This window comes from Acinetobacter sp. ANC 4648 (assembly GCF_002135345.1).
In the GTDB taxonomy this organism is placed as follows: domain Bacteria; phylum Pseudomonadota; class Gammaproteobacteria; order Pseudomonadales; family Moraxellaceae; genus Acinetobacter.
Genome location: NZ_NEGI01000002.1, coordinates 217055 through 235991, shown reverse-complemented (window position 1 = coordinate 235991; position 18937 = coordinate 217055). Strand labels below are relative to the sequence as shown.

Here is an 18937-nt window from a genome sequence, read left to right as displayed (position 1 = left end):
TTTCGGAATGAAATATCAATTTTAGGGGGAGAGATGGAATCTACGATTATTATCCACACCATATTTTATGATTCACCGATGGCTAGCGGATTGTTGCGGAAACAAGTGGATGATGAGGTAGAAGTAATGACACCTTTGGATAAAAGCAGTGGTCTATCAACTCGATTATTTATGAAAAATCTGAAATTTTAGAAAAATAAGCTTTTTTTGCTTTTATTTTGAACATTTAGCGTTGGGGAGTTATAAAAGTATTTGCCAAAGGTGTGTTTTATTTATATGATAGCCGCCATTGGAAGCGTGGCAGAGCGGTTTAATGCACCGGTCTTGAAAACCGACGAGGGTTTACCCCCTCCGTGAGTTCGAATCTCACCGCTTCCGCCAAATATGTAAAAAGACCCTTGATGATCAAGGGTCTTTTTTTTAGCTCTTATTTTTTTCATTTAAAAATCTACCTAAAAATTTGGACTGGATAAAATGTAGTGATCTGGTGTTGGATAAAATTAGAATATCAGCCAGTCTAATAATTTTTAAATTTTTCTTTTTAAGATTTGAAATATAACTTAATAATTAACTATATATTATTAATAAATTAAAAAAACATACTTTTAGACCGTTCCAAATATGTATTGAAAATACCCTTGATTGAACTAAACATTTAAAAAATAATAGTTTTATATTACATTGTTAAATAAATGAAAATAGGATTAGTTTCAAATAGTTATGACTTGATGTTTTTTGGCTTGTTCTAGCCTCCAAAGTGTTTTCTCATCTGCTGCTTCACCAGCGATAATGCTGATTTGATCAAGCGCAACTATCTTTTGGCTATTTGTATTAATAATAGTCAATGCGATTGGTTCATGCGTATCTTTTTCTACAGCGATAAGTTGTGGTTGCTTGTGTTCCTGTTCGTCCAATTTATTCCCTAGTTGTAACATCATTAAGATAATTAAACCAAATGCCTGTCCTTTTTCTGTTGGTAGATATTCATAACGTTCAGGCTTGGTTTGATACATTTTTTTTTGAATCAGACCATTTTTTTCTAAAACTTTCAAGCGATCAGACAAGGTTGCATGCGTAATATTGGTGGATTTTTTAAGTTCATCATATCTTCGAAGTCCTAATAATAAATCACGCATGATCAAAACCCCCCAGCGATCATTCAAAGCACTGGTGACCTGTGCAATGGGGCAACTCATACCATCAAAATCATTTGATTTCATAAAAATTCCTAGAATATTTCTCATTTTTTCAATCAAATAAGAAAAAAATTCAACTTGCTATTGATAACTCTAATTATAAGAGTTATTTTATAAAAACACAATAACTCTAATAATAAGAGTTGATATGCTATTACATAGGACGTTTTGATATGACCTCGCAATCTAAAACTGCTTTAGTGACTGGAGCATCATCTGGAATTGGTGAAGCTTACGCAAATCAACTGGCTGCTAGGGGCTATGACTTAATTATTGTTGCTCGTCGTGAAGATCGATTACAGCGCTTGGCATTGGATTTAAAACAAAAGTATTCAAAAAATATTCAAATTATTGTTGCGGATTTAGCTAATTTTACAGATTTAGAGAGAGTCTCTAGTTGTATTGCGGAGGCTGAAAATTTTGATCTGATCGTCAATTGTGCTGGTCTAGGTGCTTTAGGTACCAGTCAACAAGTTAAACCTCAGTCTGTAACCCAGATGTTACAAGTCAATGTAATCGCATTAACCCATTTATCATTGATTGCAGCGAAACGGTTTAGTCAACAAGGTTCAGGCAACATTATAAATATTGGATCAATCATTGCGGCAATGCCTGTCGCAGGAGCAGGAGCTTATAGTGGTTCTAAAGCTTATGTATTGAATTTTTCTAAAGCCTTACAAGCCGAATTGAAATCTCAAGGCGTTAGGGTTCAAGTCATTATGCCTGGTCCCATTAAATCAGAATTTTTTGCAAATACGCCATCCCCATTTCCTGAAGCATTATTTATGCAAGCTGAAACTCTGGTTGATATTGCTCTACAAGCCCTCGATAAAGGTGAAGATGTTATTTTCCCGAATTTAGAAGATATCTCTTTATGGGAACAGTATGAAATTTCTAGAAGTGCATTAGTTAGAGGATTGACTCAATCTGGTGCTGTACCTTCACGTTATTTATAACTGTAAATCATTTTTAATTTTATAAGAGTAATTGAATATGCCAATGTGGAAAATATACCATCCTGAAAATGCATTCAGCGATGAAGATAAACAACAACTTGCACAAAATATTACGCAACTTTATGCATCATTTTTACCCAAATTTTACGTCAATGTATTTTTTCAAAGCATTAGTCAAAATAACTTCTATATTGGTGGTCAGGCCAGTAATGACTTTGTACGAGTAGCTATAGATCATATTGCTCGTGCCATAAAAGGACATGATGCACAACAACAATTCTTAACGGCTTGTACACAAGTTTTGAATCCATATGTTCATAATCGAGGGTTTCGCTGGGAACTTCATGTTAATGAAACTTCTTTTGAATTATGGACAATCAATGGCTTAAAACCACCTTTACCCAATACGACTGCGGAAGCTAAATGGAAACAGGAAAATAAGCCCTCGGCCTATGAGGAGTAAATTCAATAAAAGCACCTGAATTTAGATGAACTTACTGTTAAAAATAGCAATATTAAATTTAAGAAAGATTTAAAAATAGAATTTTTATGTGGAATTCAGAAAAAATCTAATCAAAAAAGAAAATCTATCTATGACAGGTTTTCTTTTTTTCAAGGCATTATTTTTTTATGGAATATACCTTTTTATTTTAGGGAACATCAGTTGTACTGATTGGTTTTCGCTGGAATGATAGATATTTTATGAAGGTATTTTCATTCATGAGCTTGTATCTAAAATTTAAAATAAATTTCAATTAGCTCTAAATTCATCACATTAACCTATATTTTTGTATATTAATTAACTTTAAAAAACAAAGTGTTATGTCTTGATTTAATTTTAAATTATCTTTTTACCTTTATAATCTCAAGATATTATTCACGACATTTTAAAAGGATGTCGTTATTTTTTATTTTGTATTGGGGAATCATTGTGGCTTCACAGGCTTTAGCATTCAGAAATGCACTATTGACGATATCATTATCAGTTGGATTAATTGCCTGCGGTGGCGGAGGTGAATCACATACACAAGAGAATCCTCCTATTACAACAAAGCCTGATGAGACTGTGCTTAATGAGCGAATTAATCAAGCCCTCAAAACAGGTAGTGCCTCAAATCTAACAGAACAAGATCGTCAAGCTTTATTACAGTGGGCACTCAGTACAGCAAAACAACAACAGTTCTGGCAAAAGAGTTTGCTTACGGCTTTATATACAGGGGCTAAGCAACAAGATTTAAAGCCTCATTTACAATTCACACCAAACTCATCTATTAATATTTATCCAGCGGATCTCAGTACTGCACTACCTATTGCTGTTTCAGATAGCATATGTAACTGGCCACTCAGCTTACAGGCGAACAAAGGTTGTGGGTTAGGTGTTGCTGCTCAAGTCGGTCAAGGCCGTGCTTTGGCTTATGGTCAGAACATGTTTACTGGTGTGTTAAACAATAATGCTGATGTAATTCAGTTCAGTGAGGTCTTAAATAATAGTCTACGCTGGCTAATTACTGGTAATACGCAGACTCCATTGAATGCATCCCTAAATATTGCAGTGAGTGGCTATGACACAAGTACTGCAAAACGCTATTTTGAGCAACAGCTTGGAACAACAGTAACTCTTTTAGACTGTAATGTCCTAGATTCAAGTAATAGCTGTTGGAAAAATGCAGATCTGATCCTAATTGGCTCAAATATTGACACACAAAAATTTGATCGTGAGTTAATCCAAAATTATTTAGATGCAGGAAAGCCAGTCTATTTTCAGGCATCAGGCTATAATGTAAGTAGCAATATGGAAAAAGTCTTAGCTGCAATGGGTATGCAATCGAATGGTAACTATTGGCGAACTAAAGAGAGTTTGCTGTTATCTGATTCGAAAACGCATCAGCAACGTTGGAATAATATTAACCAAATTGATGCCACGATTAATACGCTACAATACTTTAAAGATCCTGCATCTGTCAGTTTGGGTGAAATTAACGTCAATAATTCAATAATTCAAAATATTAAGGCACTTTCCAGCTCCCTACAGACTTTAAATAATCAAGGGGTGTCAGCATTTAGTGAAGATAATAAAAATAGTATTTTAAAAGCATTGGTTTTAATTGCAGATTTGTGGCGCCCCAATATTAGCTATACAGCTTTAAGTAAAAGTAGTGATCCGCTGACCTTTATGAAAACCTATGCATCGGATGCTTGGCTCGATTACAACCGCAGTTATACTACTGCTGCGCTACAAGGTGCTGGGGATTATATGCCTGCAGAGGCGCAAAATATGCCAGTCAGTGATGGTTGGGAAACGATTACCGTGACCATTCCACAGGAGAGTGGGGTAACTGCAATTGGTCGTGCCAGTATTCCTGCTAAGGCCTTAAATATAAAAATTAAAGATGCTCAAGGTGCAAACTTATCGATACAAACCAGCTATTTACGAACTTGGGGTAATCCATTTGATGACAGTGGTTACAAACGTCCTCTCCGTCCAAATAGTTATAGTGTCAAACTTAATAACCAAATAGAGAATCCATTTATTAGTCCATTTGGTGGGCCATTGATGTTGAATTACAGCAATGCTAAACCAGGCAGTACAATTACTTTAGAGGTGAAAGGTGGTGCAAAATATGCTCATTATGATTTCACCCAAGCTATTTCTGAAAGTGAAATGATTGAAGCCAGTGCAATACTGCAAAGTAAAACCTTTGGGTGGAATACCTTTAAATTTGTAGGTGGTGAAATTCAACAAATTAATGCTTATGCGCTAAAAGCCATTGGTAACTCTTCACCACGTGATTACATTGAAAAGATTAAGACCGTTATTTATGACAGTAATCATATTGCAAATGGTTATAACAACATGCCATTGGATGGTAGTACACAACAATACTGCAATACTTTAGGTTGGGATTGTACCAGTGCCGTTCATCGTGCACCGAGTGTTCAACATTTTATTGGTTGGATTGCAACCTGTGGTTTTCTCTGTTCAGGCAACCCATCTGATGGATCAACGGGTCTAGATATTGGATGGGGCTGGGTACATGAACTGGGACATAATACTGTTCAAGCTGTATTGAGTATGACCTTCAAATCTACAGAAAATGGCAATACTATTGGTTGTGGTACTGAATGCGATAACAATATTTTGGCTGGCTTAAGTATGCTGCGTAAATATGAAATTTATAAGCTCGATAATAATGGTAATAATTTCAATCATCCTCAGTTATATACCAATATCAAAGATAATCGTAATACAAACTTAAGTGGTGAAGCACTACGTGCTGAGATGGAAAAACGTGTATGGCAAGGCAGTGACAATGCCAAGCAAGCGGTTTACTTACAGTTAGCACATAACTATACCAAATTACATCAAGCTAAATCACAACCTGATTTACAAGGTGTATTTGAGTTTATGCGCTTACTTAATATTTCACAGCGTCTTTATAATCAGATTGATTTGGCTAAGGCAACTGAAGCCGAAAAAAACAAATTAGGTTTAGCTGCATTTGCTAAAAAAGACTTGAGTCGACCTGATTTACTTTATGTACTCAGCTCGAAAATTATGGGCTATGACTTGAAAAAAATGTTCCAGCTTTATGGTTTACCTGTAACGGATACGGCACATACCTCTGTTGCTATGCTGAACTTACCGGAAGCACCATTGTACTTCTATGCGCAGCCTGCAAATAGATCAAATCATTTAAATGAGGGTACTTGGGTCACCCTTCCTATTGCGGGTTCTGTCCCAAACTATCCTTACTAAGTATTTTCTTCGTGACTTAGGTAAAAGGCTACTTTCATATATTGAAAGTAGCCTTTTTATTTATTCTCAAAATAAATAACGTTCGGTTTTGTAGATACTTTTAGTTAGATAAAATGATAAACTCAGGAAGTACTAATGAGAAATAATGAAGTACTAATGAGAAATAATGAAGTACTAATGAGAAATAATGAAGTACTAATGAGAAATAATACTGTATATTTATATTCATCTATTAATAAAGTAATTTCTTTGAATAAAAAACTTGAGAGTAAGGTCAATTCTATTGATTAGAGTACTATCAATTTTAAAATTTCATCATTCAAAATTATAATATGAATCTATCGAACCTATTAAAAGCATCATATATTCACCTAGGCGTTCCGGTGAAGACTAAGGGTAAGAACAAAAATAGTGATAAATAAGAATAACTAAACCTTGAATGAAAAATAATGATTATTCGGTTGAGAAAGTATAAAACAGGAAAATTTTTGAATAGAAATAATTTTTTAATTTAAAATAATTGCTTAATTAAAAAATAAAGTGTAGCTCTTTCAAAAAAGTATAATTGAATTTAATAATTATTGGAAAAGTAACTCAGTATAAATATCAAATAAAATTAAAAAAGTAGTTTTGTTAATGCTTATATTTTTAATATCTAGTTAAGTCTAAATAGGTGTTTTTCATGCTTAGTATTACGAATGTAACTGTGACCGATTCAAGTTACATATCAAAATAATAATGGGTTAACTCTTTCTAAAAAAAGGTTAATTTTTATTTTCAATAAATTATATTTAAGTTTCTGTTTTTATTTATTTTATTGTAAATTTTGTGTTTGATAAATTCAAGGAATAGCTTGGGCATATGATTGATCGAATTGAGTAAATTTGTTGATTTTAATCTAATATTTGTAATTTAAATTACAGTAGTAGTGTTTAAAAATACAAAGATTACATTTAAGTATTATTTCTTAATAATAAGAATACAAAAGTCAATAATTAAAAAAATAATTCACAGGATATAGTCGGTAAATAATATGAATTAAATTAATAGGTTCTCTATTTTTTAAATCCATTAGCGACAACTAAACAATTAATTTAAAAATATTTTACAAGTTATTGATAGTTAATAAATATTCTTAATATTAGTTAAATGCTGCAAATGTAATTCCAATATATGACAAAAATCAGTACGAGGATTAAAAATAATGGAATGGTTGCAAAGTGAACTAAAACATAGTCCTGAGATACTTCTATTTTTATCTCTTGCTATAGGCTTCTGGATAGGTAAATTCCAATTTGGAAAATTCCAGCTTGGTGGTGTGGCTGGATCTCTGCTTGTTGCAGTCATATTAAGCTTGATTGGTGTTCCCGTAGATAATGGCGTTAAAGCAATACTTTTCGCACTGTTTATTTATGCAGTTGGTTTTGAAAGTGGCCCTCAATTTTTTAAATCTCTTGGACCCGAATCAATAAAAGAAATTTTATTGGCTGTATTTATGGCTATTTGCGGCTTAATTACAGTGTTAGTTATGGCAAAAATTTTCCATTTAGATAAAGGGCTTGCAGCAGGCTTAGCTGCTGGAGGTATGACCCAATCAGCCATTATTGGTACAGCAGGAGATGCATTATCTCGTCTTGATTTACCTTTAGCTGAAATCCAAAAATTGCAAGCCAATGTCGCTATTGGTTATGCAGTTACTTATATTTTTGGATCACTTGGTGCAATTATTGTTTGTGTCAATATTCTTCCCCGTTTTATGGGGCGCGAAATTCGTGATGATGCACTCAAAGCTCAGTCTGAGCGTTTAAAAGGTGCTTTTGAACTTACTCCAGGTCAAGAATTGGCAGTACCTGAACTTGTTGGCCGTATCTATAAAGTTGAACAAGCAAATGGTAAGAGTGTCGCCGATATTGAGCTGAAAGGTAGTAGCGTTACAATTGAACGTCTAAAACGTAAAGACAAATTTATAGATATAAGCCCTGAAACAGTCTTGTTGACCGATGATATTGTCTTGGTTATAGGGCGACGTGCTGGGGTTGTTGCAATATCGAATCATATCGGAACTGAGCTGCAATCATCATCTGGTATGGAAGTCGTGATGGACACGACTGATGTGATCCTGAATAACTCTGAATATCTGAATCGGACACTGGGTGATATTAAAGCCAACACACCTGCATCTTTAAAGCACGGTATTTATGTTTTAGGAATTAAGCGGAAGGGTGAAGTATTACCATTAGCTGACGAAACTATTTTACGTCAAGGTGATGTTGTTACTGTCTATGGTAATCAAAATGATCTTAATCGCTTAATAAAACAAGCAGGCACGGCACTTCCTGAAAGCTTAAAAACAGATTGGATTTTTCATGGTGCTGGTCTAGTTGTCGGTTTAATTATTGGTTTATTTGTTATTCGCATTGGCGGTGTTCCTTTAACGTTGGGTGCCGGTGGTGGTGCTTTACTTTCAGGTTTGTTATTTGGATGGCTCCGTAGTCGTAATCAATTACACGGCAATATGCCTCTTGCTGCATCACAGCTTCTAAAAGATTTAGGGCTCGCAGGCTTTGTGGCTGCTGTTGGTTTACAGTCTGGTTTGCAGGCAATTCATACCATCAGAGATAGTGGACTGTCACTCTTCCTCATCGGTGTTGTCGTTACTTTAGTACCTCTACTACTTGCGATGCTTTTTGCTCGATATGTACTTCGTTATAACAATGTTGCTGTTATGGCTGGTGCACTATCTGGTGCACGAAGTGCAAACCCTGCTTTTGGTGGTGTACTGGATAAAGCTGGAAACTCAATTCCAACTGTTCCTTTTGCAATTACTTACGCCTTGGCAAATGTCTTTTTAACATTACTTGGACCTCTAATTGTTGGGCTGGTCTAACCAAATTTTTGAATACATTAAATTTATACATTTTTTATTTTCGATTATATTTACTCAAGGAGACTTCCCATGGGGAATGTTGATTACTCTAAATACGCAAAACTTAGTCCATTTGAACTTAAAGATGAATTGATTGCATTAGCTCAAAGTCGTACAGACCGTATGATGTTGAATGCTGGGCGTGGAAATCCTAACTTTTTGGCTACTGTGCCTCGTCGGGCATTTTTCCAACTGGGATTATTTGCTGCAACAGAATCAGAGTTTTCATTTTCATATATGCCTGAAGGGTTAGGTGGTTTTCCTCGTCCCGTTGCATTGCAATCACGCTTTGATCAATTTATTTTAGAAAATCGCGATAAGCCTGGTGTCGTCTTTTTAGGTAAAGTCATTTCTTATGTTCGTGACCAATTAGGCCTTAATCCTGATGAGTTTTTACTGGAAATGGTTGAAGGGATTTTAGGCTGTAACTATCCTGTCCCTGATCGGATGCTTCGTGTCAGCGAAACTATTATTAAAGAATATGTCTTAAGAGAGATGGGTGTTCAAGGTTTAGCGAAAAATTCCATTGATTTATTTGCTGTCGAGGGTGGTACTGCCGCCATGGCATACATTTTTAACTCTCTAAAAGAAAATAAAATTATTGAGAAAGGCGATCGAATTGCGATTGGAACTCCAATTTTTACGCCTTATTTAGAAATTCCAAAATTAAATGATTATGAGCTTGAGGAAGTATTTATAGAAGCTGATCCTAATCTTGATTGGCAATATCCTGAGTCTGAATTACGCAAACTTGAAGACCCATCCATTAAAGCATTTTTCCTCGTTAATCCGAGTAACCCACCTTCAGTGAAAATGAGTGATGAAGGACTTGCGATTCTGGCGGATATTGTTAAAAAGCGTCCAGATTTAATTATTCTTACTGATGACGTATATGGAACTTTTGCAGATAACTTTCAATCGATTTTCTCTATTTGTCCGGATAACACAATTTTGGTGTATTCATTCTCAAAATATTTTGGTGCAACGGGTTGGCGCTTAGGGGTAATTGCATTATCAGATAATAATATTTTAGATAAAAAAATTGCAGCCTTACCTAAAAAAGAAAAACAGGAACTAGAAGAACGCTATTCATCAGTAACCACAGATCCATCGAGTATGAAATTTATTGATCGTATGGTTGCAGATAGTCGTAATGTTGCATTGAACCATACAGCAGGGCTTTCTACACCACAACAAGTTCAGATGGTTCTATTTGCATTATTTGATATGATGGATTCACGTCAAGCTTATAGGAAAGCCGTTAAATCTGTTGTCCGTGAGCGGAATAAAACATTATATCGCCATCTTGGAGTTGATGCTCCGCAAGATCCAAACGGTGTCGATTATTACACGCTCATCAACCTAGAAAAAATTTCGCGTACACTTTATGGCAAGGAGTTTGCGACGTGGATCATGAACAATAAAAATCCGACGGAATTACTATTCCGTGTTGCCGAGGAAACGGGCGTGGTTTTATTACCAGGTTCTGGATTTGGTGTAATGCATCCTTCAGCTCGTGCATCTTTAGCAAACTTAAACGAGTATCAGTATGCTGCGATTGGTGATTCTTTACGAAAATTTGCCGATGAAAAATTCAAAGAGTATGAAAGTTTGAATAAGAAGAAATCTTCCAAATAATCCCGAATCAATAAGATAGGTGAAATTAAATAGGAGGCTTACTCAAATTTAATTTAATTTATTTTATGGTGCGGATACACAATGAAAAATAGAGGAGATTTTATCTCCTCTATTTTGTTACAGGCACTATATGTTTGAATCTATTACATTCTAGATTTAGCCAAGTATTTTTCCATTTCCTCAGCAGGAACCATTCCGCCACCCGTGCCCCAAACAATATGGTTGGCATGCTGTAATTGTTGCTCAGTAAAGTGATGTAGTGCTACGTACTCTGAGTGCTGATTGACGATGACAGGGCCTAGCATTCCAGCCAGAGCAGAAGGTTCTAATTTGAGGTGTTCAGACTGATTTAGCATACCCAGTAATAAATACATGGTTTCATCTTCAAGTGTATAAAAACCGTCGAGCAGTCTCTCCATAGCACGACCAACAAATCCAGATGCACGACCAACAGCCAAACCATCGGCCGCAGTGATATTATCTATGCCAATTTCTTGGACTGAAATTTCATCATGTAAACCTGTTGCAACGCCAAGTAGCATACATGGTGAATGTGTCGGTTCGGCAAAAATGCAATGTACATGATCACCAAATGCCATTTTTAAACCAAATGCAACACCACCGGGGCCACCACCAACACCACAAGGTAAATAAACAAACAGGGGGTGTTCTTGATCTACGATAATATTTTGTTGCTGTAATTGGGTTTTGAGGCGTTCTCCAGCAACAGAATAACCTAAGAATAACGTACGTGAGTTTTCATCATCGATGAAAAAACAGTTTGGATTTTGTAGTGCCGCTTTTCGACCTTGTTCTACGGCTACACCATAATCTTCAACGTATTCAACAACCATTACGCCGTGAGAACGTAATTTGTCTTTTTTCCATTGACGTGCATCGGCTGACATATGCACAGTTACATCGAAGCCCAATTGTGCACTCATGATGCCAATTGAAAGTCCTAAATTTCCTGTAGAACCGACGGCAATACTGTATTGACTGAAAAACTGCTTGAATTCAGGAGTATTAAGTTTGGCATAGTCATCTTCAGTGGTTAATAAGCCTGCCTGAAGAGCAAGTTTTTCAGCATGACAGAGCACTTCATAGATACCACCACGGGCTTTAATTGAACCTGAAATAGGTAAATGACTATCTTTTTTAAGCCACAATTTACCGTGAATTGATTGCCCAAAGTGTTGTTCAAGTTGTTGTTGCATATTGGGAATGGCAGCAAGTTCAGATTCGATAATACCACCAGTTGCTGCTGTTTCTGGAAAGGCTTTAACCAAATAAGGCGCAAAGCGTGCTAAACGGTCGCGAGCATCATCAATATCTGTTTGGTCAAGCCCTACGTAAGGCAAGCCTTCTGCAAGCGTAGTGAAATTAGGATTAAACCAAACAGTTTCTTTTAGTGCGACCAGATCCTTAACAATAGGATTTTGTAGAATAAGTTGGTTGAGTTGATCAGAATTCATAATAGTACTCATAAGCTTAAATAAAATTAGAAAGCAGGAAGGTGCAGCCCAGTGCGATCAGCGAGGCAATAAAAGTTGCCGATGTGTAATATTTGAAAGTTTCACTTAATGTCGCACCACAATATTGTTTGACCAACCAAAATAGAGAATCTGTCACAATGGTACAGCCAATTGCACCTGAACCAATCGCAATGGCCATAATTTCAGGGCTAATACTTGGATAGAGGTGTAACATTGGGGCGACAATTGCAGTTGCACCCATCATTGCCACTGTTGCTGAGCCAACTGCTGCATGTAGAAGTAAGGCAACCAACCATGCAAGTAAGATTGGATGCATATGTAGGTGCGAGAGGAGAACAGCCATGGAATCGGCTAAGCCACTGGCTTTTAAAATGCTATTGAATGCACCGCCAGCACCAATAATCAATAAGATGTTGGCGATAGATGAAAATGAGCTTTCTGTATCTTTTAATAAAGCGGCCATAGACATTTTACGGCGTAAGCCGAGCAGATAATAAGCCACAAATACCGCAATAAACATGGCTGTAATTGGGTTGCCGATAAAATCTAAGAATTGGTATAGCTGTGTTTGTGATTTAGAATGCAATTCGGCAATAGTTTTAATCAGCATTAATCCAATCGGCAAAAATACCGTGAATAATGTGACCTTTAATGACGGTAAAGTATGCTCTTCCCTAAGGGTTAAATTAGAGAATTCCACAGGCACGGCTTTAAACGGTAAGCGTTTGCCCAGTAATTTTAAAAAGAGTGGGCCTCCAACAAGCGCTGCTGTCAAGCCGACTATTAAGCCAAAAATAATGACTGTACCGACATCGGCTCCGAGTTTATTGGTAACATAAAGTGCTGCAGGGTGTGGTGGAACTACGCAATGTACTGCCATCAGTGCAGTACATAATGGAATTGCTAATTTAAATAAAGAAGTCTTGGTATGCTTAGCAATGGAAAAGGCGAGTGGAATTAATAAAACTACGCCCACTTCAACAAATAAGGTAATACCGCACAGTAAGCCAATCAGTACCATGATGACATCTGTGGATAAGCAACGACAACGTTGCAGGGAAAGTGCAATACGTTCCGCAGCCCCAGAGACTTCCATCATTTTGCCTAGAATAGTTCCCAATGCGATAACTGTTGCAAGGAAGCCTAGGGTACTTCCAATACCATTTTCAATGGCATTGATCATCTCGAGTGGCTGCATTCTCATTGCTAACCCAACAAAAAAGCTAGCAAGAAGTAAAGCTAAAAACGGATGCAATTTGAATTTTAAAATAGTGAAAATGATTAAACATATACTGGTCAGTAAAATACCGACATCCAAGAAATTGGCTTCCATACCTTGCGTCTCCATGACTAAAATTCCTAGTCCTCTATTGGAGTAAAATAAGTGTGGTACGTCAAATGATGAAATTTTACCTTTGAGTTAAAATAATTCATCTGAAAAAATATAATCATATAAATATTGATCTTTAAGTGAGTTTTGAGTTAAATTTTTTCATCTAATGTGAGGTGTTTATCTAATTTCTGATGAATAACATAATCTATGGATTGAAGGTAAATGAATGAGCAATCCACATAAGACTTTGACTGGTTTTCAATTGTCAAAACTTTTTACCTTTGAGGTGGCGGCAAGACATGAGTCATTCGCCTTAGCAGCAGAAGAACTATTTTTGACCCCGAGTGCCGTCAGCCATCAGATTAATTTGTTAGAAAAAGAACTGGATATAAAGTTATTTTTACGCTTGCACCGTAAGGTTGAGTTAACCAATGAGGGAAAACGTGTTTTTTGGGCTTTACAATCCTCATTGGATCATTTAAATACTGAAATTAAAGCCATACAAAATCAGGCATTGGCAGGCTCTCTTACTATTTATGCTCGGCCTTCTATCGCACAATGTTGGTTGGTGCCTAAACTGCCTGATTTTATCCAACGTTATCCATTCATTCAGTTATCCATTCTGACAGGAAATGAGAATATCAATTTTCAACGTACTGGAATTGATTTAGCGCTCTATTTTGATAATCAACCATCCTTTCAATTAGATTATCAATATTTGATGGATGAACACATTATCCCTGTCTGTAGTCCAGACTATGCAGCAAAATTTAACCTCATGGAAAATTTGGACAACCTCATACATTGTACGTTGTTGCATGACTGCCAAGCGTGGAGTAATGGTACTGGAACCGATGAATGGAATAGTTGGGCCCAATATTTTAATACCAATATTGATAGTGCTGTAGGAATGAGCTTTGATCGTTCTGATCTGACCTTAATTGCTGCTAAAAATAATTTGGGTATTACTATGGGGAGAAAAAGATTGGTACAAGAGGACATCGAGAGTGGAGAGCTGGTAATGCCATTTAAAGATATGTATCTACGCTGTGATCAGCATTATTATGTTGCGTCACAAAAAGATCGTAAGTGGCCAAAAATTGATGCTTTTATTGAGTGGCTGAAAGAAGCTGTGAATGATAAACAAGCTTAAGTTTTATAATTACGGATTGAATATCATTTTTATAGTTTTTCAAAGAAAGCCACATTTGGGATATCAGATAAATAGAATTAAGCTTTAGGCTATGCTAGAAGTCTTTTAATTTAAGCAGTCATCAGAACTCCCTTGTACTTGAGCAGTATCGCTTAAGTAAAAGGGAGCCAAGCTGAAAGTGCTTTAATTATTTAGATCAAACCAAATAAATTGGCTATCAACCTGAGCTTTAATAGTCGCTGCCTCATCAAAAAACAGAGCATCACCCGCTTTAACGGTTTGTCCTGCAATCTCGATTTCACCTTCAATTACATGGATATAATTAAATTTTTGGGTTGCTGTGACATCTAAGCTATGACCTTTTTCCAAAAATGCTGTTTTTACTTCTGCATTTTGACGAATATACATTGGTGCATTCGCATTCGGGCCAACGATTAACTGCCATGTATTTGGTGTTTGTTTAGGATCACGTTCAATCTGTTGATAAGTCGGTTCAGCATTTTGTACATTAGGAATAATCCAAATTTGCAGTAAATGAACAGCTTCATCACCTTGGTTGATTTCACTGTGTTGAATGCCTGTGCCTGCACTCATTAATTGCCATTCACCAGCATGGATTTGACTTTCATTCCCCATGCTATCTTTATGTGAAATAGTACCTTTGAGTACACAGGTTAATATTTCCATATTGTCATGTGGATGTGTACCAAAGCCATTATGTGCTGCAATAATGTCATCATTAATGACTCGTAAAGATCCGATTCCCATAAATTCAGGGTTGTACCAGCTACCAAACGAAAAGCTATGTTTCGATTCTAACCAGCCAGATTTGACGTGGCCACGATCTTCGCTGCGATGTAAATAAGTTGTCATGCTCAATCTCCGAGTCATTATTTTGTCATTAAAATAATTTTAATACTTAGAGTAATGAGATGAAACGGCAAAGAAGCAACATATTGTTTTGTTTTTAGAACGATAGTCGTAGATAAGTTAATCAGGAATATAGTGTATAAAAAGCCTACTCTAAAGTAGGCTTTTTATACTTAACGTAAAAGTTGAGCTAAATTATTCTAAGAACTTAACAGTGACCCCAGACTTCACTTTTTTCCCTAAGTCATTTGCATCCCAGTTGGTTAAACGAATGCAACCATGTGAAGCTGTTTTAGAAATTGCTGATGGATTCGGTGTACCATGAATACCAAATGATTTTTTACTTAAACCAATCCAAATGTTACCAACTGGTGCATTTGGGCCAGGAGGTAATGACAGTGGTTTGGTGTTATTACCTTGTAAAAAGTTACTTGGAGAATAACTATACCAAGGGTTTTTCGCTACACCAGTGACTTTATAAGTGCCAGTTGGTGATGGTGTATCTGAACTGCCAATAGTCGCAGGGAATGATCCGACCATTTGATTTTGGCTATTAAATAAATACAATTGTTTGGCACCTTTGTGCGCAACAATAAGATGAATATTTTCAGGTAAGTCATTGCGAATATTGGTCACAATGATTTTTTCGCCTGCTTTTTTAAAGGTTGCTTTAGGATTTAATTTCTTTAAAAAATCCTCATCCATGTGGAATTTTTCACCCAACATTTCAGTTACACGAGTGTAGTACAAGCCTTTCATTTTTGACTGTAAAGCATAATCGCGTGGAATCGATGCAGCATAGGGACCTTGAAGGTCAGCATCTGTAATAGTGTATTCTACAAAAGCAGGTTTGTTACCTTGTTTTTCAACTAAAGTATCCCACGTCTCTTTAGTTAAGACACCAGTTGCTTTGAGACCATTCATTTGTTGGAATGATGCAATTGCTTTTAGAGTGTTCATGCCACTTGAACCATCAATTGCACCTGGTGAAGCATGTGCATTGTTTAACATTACATGGGCACGAGCATAAACAGGAAATTGACCTTTACCAATATTTTCATACCATTCAGCATTATTTAGACCGTCTAGAGTCCAAGATGCTTTTGGTGCAGAGGTATTACTCGTCGTTGTGGCAGTTGAGGTACTGCTCGTGCTTGGTGTTGTTGTGGCTTTACTACCAATATCAGCAGTTTTATCTTCAGTTTTTTCAAGATTTTGTAAGGTATCAGCAGCTTTATTTAAATCTTTTTGCTCTTGCTGAGAAATTTGAACATCACTGGTACTAATGCTATCCACTGCTAAAGGATCAATTGGATCTTCGACAGGTGCAGTTGTAGCAACTTTTTTCGGATTTAATGATTGCTCAGCAGTATTAGATGCGGCAAATGCTGTACCAGAAAGGATGCAGCTTAAACTCAAAGCAAGAATTGAGCGAACGAACATGAAATTCAACCTTAAGAGTTATTCATACTAGATTTCGAAAACGGCACAAGTATTGCAGAAAATACACACTGATGCAGTATTTGTTTTGTGTAATTACTTAATTTTTAATTAGACATGCGAAATTTTTTTATGATAGAGAAATTACTAAATTTAAAGCCTTTTTGCTATGATGGGGCGAATTATAAATTTGGATTGGGAAAGTAAATGACGACCTTAAAAAATGATCGTTTTCTCCGTGCCTTATTGCGTGAGCCAGTAGATACCACACCAGTATGGATGATGCGTCAAGCAGGGCGATATTTACCTGAATATCGAGAAACACGAGCAAAAGCGGGTGATTTCCTTTCCCTTTGTAAAAATACCGAATTGGCTTGTGAGGTAACTTTACAGCCGTTGCGCCGTTATGATTTAGATGCAGCTATTCTATTTTCTGATATTTTAACGATACCAGATGCCTTAGGTCTGGGACTTTATTTTGAAGCTGGCGAAGGTCCTAAATTCCATAAAACCATTCGTACAGAGCAAGATGTTGCCAATTTGCCTCAATTTAATGCCAAATCTGATTTAGATTATGTCATGAATGCGGTCTCTACTATTCGTTCGGCATTAGGTGGCCAAGTGCCGTTAATTGGTTTTTCTGGAAGCCCATGGACACTCGCGACGTATATGGTTGAAGGGGGATCCAGTAAAGATTTCCGTTTTACAAAGCAAATGATGTATGCGCAACCTGAAGTCTTACATGCGTTACTTGATCGTTTAGCAGATGCTGTGATTGAGTATTTAAATGCACAAATTGAAGCAGGTGCGCAAGCTGTACAGATTTTTGATAGTTGGGGTGGGGCATTGGCGCATCGTGAATATCAAGAATTTTCCCTAAACTATATGCAAAAAATTGTTGCTGGCTTAAAACGTGAGAATGAGGGACGTAAAGTCCCCGTAATTCTGTTCACTAAAGGTGGTGGTCAATGGTTAGAGCCAATGATTGCAACGGGTGCAGATGCATTAGGTTTAGACTGGACTACCCATTTAAGTGTGGCCCGTCAAACTGTAAATGGACGAGTTGCCTTACAAGGAAATTTAGATCCTGCAACTTTATATGGTTCGCCAGCAAGCATTGAAAAAGCCGTCAAAGCGATGTTGGATGATGCTTATGCCAATGGTGAAAAAACAGGTTATATTGCCAACTTAGGTCATGGGATTACTCAATGGGTTGACCCTGTGAGTCCGAAAGCATTTATTGATACTGTGCATGAGTACAGTGCTAAATATTTAGGTTAAGTATTCAAGTATATTCTGCATGATCTATTTAAAATCATTATATGAATTTCTTTATAAGGCAGTATCTGCTGCCTTATTTGGTATTTTATTGTTAATTGCTTTTGTTGTTACTGCATCGATGGGAAGTCATGAATATCATGGCTTTTTTCGTTATGATTATTTATTATTTTATGCTTTGATTATCCAAGCATGTTTAATCTACTTAAAATTAGAATCTTGGGCGGAAGCCAAGGTGATTGCTTTATTTCATGTGATGGCTATGGGCATGGAAATCTTTCTGACGCACCCTCAGATCGCATCATGGCAATATCCACAACCCGCAGTATTGAAATTGATGACCGTGCCTTTATTTGCTGGATTCATGTATTCGGCAGTGGGTAGTTTTTTTGCACGTTCATTACGTTTGTATCAGGTATCTTTTGTCAGATTGCCTAGTTTTGCTCAAATGCTCAGTTTGGCCATTTTTTCTTATATTAATTTTATGAGTAAATTTTTTATTCCTGACTTTCGGAATCTCCTGTTTATCTGGAGTATTTTCATTTTTTGGAAAACAAAAATTCGATTTGAATTGCAGCATCATCATTTTCAATTGCCAATATTGCCGATCTTAATGCTGTTGGCTTTTCTAATTTGGATTGCTGAAAATATTAGTACTTTCTATAAAATATGGCTGTACCCAAGTCAGGTAGATACTTGGCATATGGTGGGCTGGGGTAAATTGGGATCATGGTATTTATTGTTATTACTAAGCTTAGTTTTGGTCTTAAAAATATTAGGAAGTCGTGATGCCGTAGGAAATTGGTATTTGAAATCTGAAAAATGAGCACAGCATTATGTCAGATTTTGATTTGCTATTTATTCTGAATGTGGTAAATCTTTATATCGTGTAAT

At 36.3% G+C, this 18937-nt stretch carries 13 protein-coding genes and 1 tRNA gene; 9 read left to right on the top strand and 5 right to left on the bottom strand.

Annotated features, from left to right (window positions below):
• The first annotated feature begins 291 nt into the window (after positions 1–291).
• Positions 292–381: transfer RNA gene (locus B9T27_RS04190), tRNA-Ser, on the top strand.
• Positions 382–710: 329 nt separating this feature from the next.
• On the opposite strand, the gene B9T27_RS04185 is transcribed toward B9T27_RS04190, so the two are convergent.
• Complete coding sequence (locus B9T27_RS04185) at positions 711–1220, bottom strand: winged helix-turn-helix transcriptional regulator (protein WP_086205600.1); 510 nt, start codon at positions 1218–1220, stop codon at positions 711–713.
• Positions 1221–1369: 149 nt separating this feature from the next.
• Here B9T27_RS04185 and B9T27_RS04180 point away from each other — a divergent pair, with 149 nt between their 5' ends.
• From B9T27_RS04180 to B9T27_RS04160, 5 genes are all read left to right on the top strand, one after another.
• Positions 1370–2152: an SDR family NAD(P)-dependent oxidoreductase gene (locus B9T27_RS04180; protein ID WP_086205599.1), complete on the top strand. Its 783-nt coding sequence runs from the start codon at positions 1370–1372 to the stop codon at positions 2150–2152.
• 43 nt (positions 2153–2195) lie between these two features.
• Entirely contained in the window at positions 2196–2615 is a 420-nt protein-coding gene (locus B9T27_RS04175) for a tautomerase family protein (protein WP_228146140.1), read from the top strand.
• Positions 2616–3083: 468 nt separating this feature from the next.
• The gene (locus B9T27_RS04170) at positions 3084–5909 is read left to right on the top strand and encodes an ImpA family metalloprotease (protein WP_228146139.1); all 2826 of its coding nucleotides are present in this window, start codon (positions 3084–3086) and stop codon (positions 5907–5909) included.
• Between the two features lie 1201 nt (positions 5910–7110).
• Entirely contained in the window at positions 7111–8796 is a 1686-nt protein-coding gene (aspT, locus tag B9T27_RS04165; RefSeq protein ID WP_086205596.1) for an aspartate-alanine antiporter, read from the top strand.
• A gap of 69 nt (positions 8797–8865) precedes the next feature.
• A complete protein-coding gene (locus B9T27_RS04160; RefSeq protein ID WP_086205595.1) occupies positions 8866–10473 on the top strand; it encodes a bifunctional aspartate transaminase/aspartate 4-decarboxylase in 1608 nt (535 codons plus the stop codon).
• A 143-nt stretch (positions 10474–10616) separates the two neighbouring features.
• Here the strand turns inward: B9T27_RS04160 and dsdA are convergent, their stop codons facing one another.
• Positions 10617–11948 carry a D-serine ammonia-lyase gene (gene dsdA / locus B9T27_RS04155; RefSeq protein WP_086205594.1) on the bottom strand — a complete coding sequence of 444 codons (1332 nt, stop codon included), beginning with the start codon at positions 11946–11948 and terminating at the stop codon, positions 10617–10619.
• A gap of 16 nt (positions 11949–11964) precedes the next feature.
• Positions 11965–13317, bottom strand: a complete 1353-nt coding sequence (gene dsdX / locus B9T27_RS04150; protein WP_228146138.1) for a D-serine transporter DsdX — start codon at positions 13315–13317, stop codon at positions 11965–11967.
• 211 nt (positions 13318–13528) lie between these two features.
• On the opposite strand from dsdX, the gene dsdC reads away from it, so the two are divergent.
• On the top strand, positions 13529–14455 hold the full coding sequence (gene dsdC / locus B9T27_RS04145) for a DNA-binding transcriptional regulator DsdC (protein WP_086205593.1): 927 nt from the start codon (positions 13529–13531) through the stop codon (positions 14453–14455).
• A gap of 183 nt (positions 14456–14638) precedes the next feature.
• Here dsdC and B9T27_RS04140 read toward each other — a convergent pair whose 3' ends face one another.
• Together B9T27_RS04140 and B9T27_RS04135 are read right to left on the bottom strand one after the other, a co-directional pair.
• Positions 14639–15328: a pirin family protein gene (locus tag B9T27_RS04140; RefSeq protein WP_086205592.1), complete on the bottom strand. Its 690-nt coding sequence runs from the start codon at positions 15326–15328 to the stop codon at positions 14639–14641.
• A 192-nt stretch (positions 15329–15520) separates the two neighbouring features.
• The gene (locus tag B9T27_RS04135) at positions 15521–16768 is read right to left on the bottom strand and encodes a L,D-transpeptidase family protein (protein ID WP_086205591.1); all 1248 of its coding nucleotides are present in this window, start codon (positions 16766–16768) and stop codon (positions 15521–15523) included.
• Positions 16769–16972: 204 nt separating this feature from the next.
• On the opposite strand from B9T27_RS04135, the gene hemE reads away from it, so the two are divergent.
• Positions 16973–18046, top strand: coding sequence for a uroporphyrinogen decarboxylase (gene hemE, locus B9T27_RS04130; protein ID WP_086205590.1), 1074 nt, complete (start codon positions 16973–16975; stop codon positions 18044–18046).
• 19 nt (positions 18047–18065) lie between these two features.
• A complete protein-coding gene (locus tag B9T27_RS04125) occupies positions 18066–18869 on the top strand; it encodes a DUF817 family protein (protein WP_086205589.1) in 804 nt (267 codons plus the stop codon).
• Positions 18870–18937 lie beyond the last annotated feature (68 nt).

What these genes read in the sequence shown, in the direction of transcription:
- B9T27_RS04185 (WP_086205600.1), bottom strand. Translation starts at nt 1,220, where the DNA reads ATGAAATCAAATGATTTTGATGGTATGAGTTGCCCCATTGCACAGGTC.
- B9T27_RS04180 (WP_086205599.1), top strand. Translation starts at nt 1,370, where the DNA reads ATGACCTCGCAATCTAAAACTGCTTTAGTGACTGGAGCATCATCTGGA.
- B9T27_RS04175 (WP_228146140.1), top strand. Translation starts at nt 2,196, where the DNA reads ATGTGGAAAATATACCATCCTGAAAATGCATTCAGCGATGAAGATAAA.
- B9T27_RS04160 (WP_086205595.1), top strand. Translation starts at nt 8,866, where the DNA reads ATGGGGAATGTTGATTACTCTAAATACGCAAAACTTAGTCCATTTGAA.
- dsdA (WP_086205594.1), bottom strand. Translation starts at nt 11,948, where the DNA reads ATGAATTCTGATCAACTCAACCAACTTATTCTACAAAATCCTATTGTT.
- dsdX (WP_228146138.1), bottom strand. Translation starts at nt 13,317, where the DNA reads ATGGAGACGCAAGGTATGGAAGCCAATTTCTTGGATGTCGGTATTTTA.
- dsdC (WP_086205593.1), top strand. Translation starts at nt 13,529, where the DNA reads ATGAGCAATCCACATAAGACTTTGACTGGTTTTCAATTGTCAAAACTT.
- B9T27_RS04140 (WP_086205592.1), bottom strand. Translation starts at nt 15,328, where the DNA reads ATGACAACTTATTTACATCGCAGCGAAGATCGTGGCCACGTCAAATCT.
- B9T27_RS04135 (WP_086205591.1), bottom strand. Translation starts at nt 16,768, where the DNA reads ATGTTCGTTCGCTCAATTCTTGCTTTGAGTTTAAGCTGCATCCTTTCT.
- hemE (WP_086205590.1), top strand. Translation starts at nt 16,973, where the DNA reads ATGACGACCTTAAAAAATGATCGTTTTCTCCGTGCCTTATTGCGTGAG.
- B9T27_RS04125 (WP_086205589.1), top strand. Translation starts at nt 18,066, where the DNA reads ATGATCTATTTAAAATCATTATATGAATTTCTTTATAAGGCAGTATCT.